Below are 2,583 nucleotides of genomic sequence, written 5' to 3'. Positions count from 1 at the left end.
AGGACTTACAGAGCTTGCAAAGATTCCTTCAAGAGAAGAACTGCTCTCCAAGCTGCTTGGAAGCTTACAGTCACCTATTACAAACTTTGCTCGTGTTATTAAGCAGATTGCAGAGAACGGCGGAGAGGCCGCTCCAGCAGAAGAGGCAGCTGAAGCTCCTGCAGAGGCAGAGGCTCCGGCAGCAGAAGAAGCTCCGGCTGAGGAGTAATCAATTTTAAGAACGAAAAAGAAATTAAATGGAGGACAAAGAAATGGCTAAAATGACAACAGCTGAAATGATCGAAGCGATCAAAGAATTATCAGTATTAGAATTAAATGAATTAGTTAAAGCATGTGAAGAAGAATTTGGCGTATCTGCAGCAGCAGGCGTTGTAGTTGCAGCAGCAGCTGGAGATGGAGCTGCAGCAGCAGAAGAGAAAGATGAGTTCGATGTAGAATTAGTTTCTGCAGGAGCTTCCAAAGTTAAAGTAATCAAAGTAGTTCGTGAGCTTACAGGACTTGGACTGAAAGAAGCAAAAGAATTAGTTGACGGAGCACCGAAGGTAGTAAAAGAAGGTGTTTCCAAGGCTGAGGCTGAAGAAATCAAGGCTAAACTGGAAGGCGAAGGAGCAGAAGTTAACCTTAAATAATTTCATTTCTACGAAGAACAGACCGCGGAAGAGCGAAAGCTTGGAGGCGGTCTTTTTCAGTTTTGACCGGGGTATATTGCAATCTGACACGTAACACTTTTAAACTTTGTTACGTCCCCGATTAAAAAATCCTTGACACCCCTTCGATATTTGTAGTATCATATATGGTGCACTTATTGTGGAAACGTCTGCATGCAGATGGGGCCATATGTGCGGAAATGTAGTAAAAATCGGGGTTTCTCGGCAAAACCTCACGAAAAAATAAACGAGGAGTGAAACGTCATATGGAGAAAAACAGAATTCGTCCTATCAAAAGCGGAAAAAGTTCACGCATGAGCTATTCCAGACAAAAAGAAGTGCTTCAGATGCCAAACCTGATCGAAGTCCAGAAGGATTCCTATCAGTGGTTCCTTGACGAAGGATTAAAAGAAGTATTTGATGACATTTCTCCAATTTCTGACTATAGTGGTCATTTGAGCCTGGAATTTGTGGATTTCACCTTATGCGAGAAAGACGTGAAGTACACAATCGAAGAGTGTAAAGAACGTGACGCCACATATGCTGCTCCGCTGAAGGTGCGGGTACGGCTTCACAACAAAGAAACAGACGAAATCAATGAACATGAAATCTTTATGGGTGATCTGCCGCTTATGACAGCAACCGGTACTTTTGTGATCAATGGTGCAGAGCGTGTTATCGTAAGTCAGCTTGTGCGTTCGCCCGGTATTTATTATGCCATTGCGCATGATAAGCTTGGTAAAAGACTGTTTTCCTCTACCGTCATTCCAAACCGTGGAGCATGGCTGGAATATGAGACAGATTCCAATGACGTTTTCTATGTGCGTGTTGACCGGACAAGAAAAGTACCGATTACCGTATTGATCCGTGCGCTGGGAATCGGGACAAATCCGGAAATTATCGAACTGTTTGGCGAAGAACCGAAGATCCTTGCAAGTTTTGAAAAGGATGCGGCTACAAATTATCAGGAAGGTCTTCTGGAACTTTACAAGAAGATCCGTCCGGGCGAGCCGCTTGCAGTGGACAGTGCGGAAAGCCTGATCACAAGCATGTTCTTTGATCCGAGACGTTATGATCTTGCAAAGGTCGGCCGTTATAAATTTAATAAGAAGCTTCTGCTCCGCAACCGTATCGCAGGGCATACTTTGGCGGAAGATGTGGTAAGCCCGCTGACAGGGGAAGTGATCGCAGAAGCAGGAACCCTTGTGACGAGAGAAATGGCAGACGATATTCAGAATGCCGCTGTTCCATATGTATGGATCGAGCATTCTGAAGATGAGCGCAAAATCAAGGTTCTCTCCAACATGATGGTAGATCTGAAATCAATCGTGGATATTGATCCCCAGGAAGTCGGCGTGACTGAGCTGGTATATTATCCGGTACTTTCCGGACTTCTGGAAGAGACGGCGGGAGATATTGAAGAGCTGAAAAGCGCTATCCGCAGAGATATCCATGATCTGATTCCAAAGCATATTACAAAGGAAGATATTTTGGCTTCCATTAACTATAATATTCATCTGGAATACGGACTTGGAAACGATGACGACATTGACCACCTTGGCAACCGCCGTATCCGTGCGGTAGGCGAACTTTTGCAGAACCAGTACCGTATCGGACTTTCCCGTCTGGAAAGAGTTGTGCGTGAAAGAATGACAACACAGGACCTGGAAGGAATTTCTCCGCAGTCACTGATCAACATTAAGCCGGTTACAGCAGCGGTAAAAGAGTTCTTCGGATCCTCACAGCTGTCACAGTTCATGGATCAGAACAACCCGCTTGGAGAGCTGACACACAAGAGACGTCTCTCCGCCCTGGGACCTGGCGGTCTTTCCAGAGACCGCGCCGGATTTGAGGTGCGTGACGTTCACTATTCCCATTACGGAAGAATGTGTCCGATCGAGACTCCTGAAGGTCCGAACATCGGTCTGATCAACTC

2 protein-coding genes and 1 pseudogene are annotated in these 2,583 nt (G+C 45.5%); all 3 read left to right on the top strand.

The features are described from left to right. Window positions 1-208 (top strand): annotated as a pseudogene (locus tag WJ238_RS00025) (50S ribosomal protein L10); the annotation flags it as partial. A 43-nt stretch (window positions 209-251) separates the two neighbouring features. Beyond that, window positions 252-629 carry a 50S ribosomal protein L7/L12 gene (gene rplL, locus WJ238_RS00020; protein ID WP_230107241.1) on the top strand — a complete coding sequence of 126 codons (378 nt, stop codon included), beginning with the start codon at window positions 252-254 and terminating at the stop codon, window positions 627-629. A 284-nt stretch (window positions 630-913) separates the two neighbouring features. Next, window positions 914-2,583: RNA polymerDNA-directed RNA polymerase subunit B (locus tag WJ238_RS00015; RefSeq protein ID WP_524536972.1), on the top strand; the 1,670-nt coding region annotated here is incomplete at its 3' end.

Source organism: Claveliimonas sp. (genome assembly GCF_037273965.1).
Taxonomy (GTDB): domain Bacteria; phylum Bacillota; class Clostridia; order Lachnospirales; family Lachnospiraceae; genus Claveliimonas; species Claveliimonas bilis.
The sequence above is the reverse complement of the archived record's forward strand: the minus strand, read 5'-3'. Positions and strand labels throughout refer to the sequence as shown.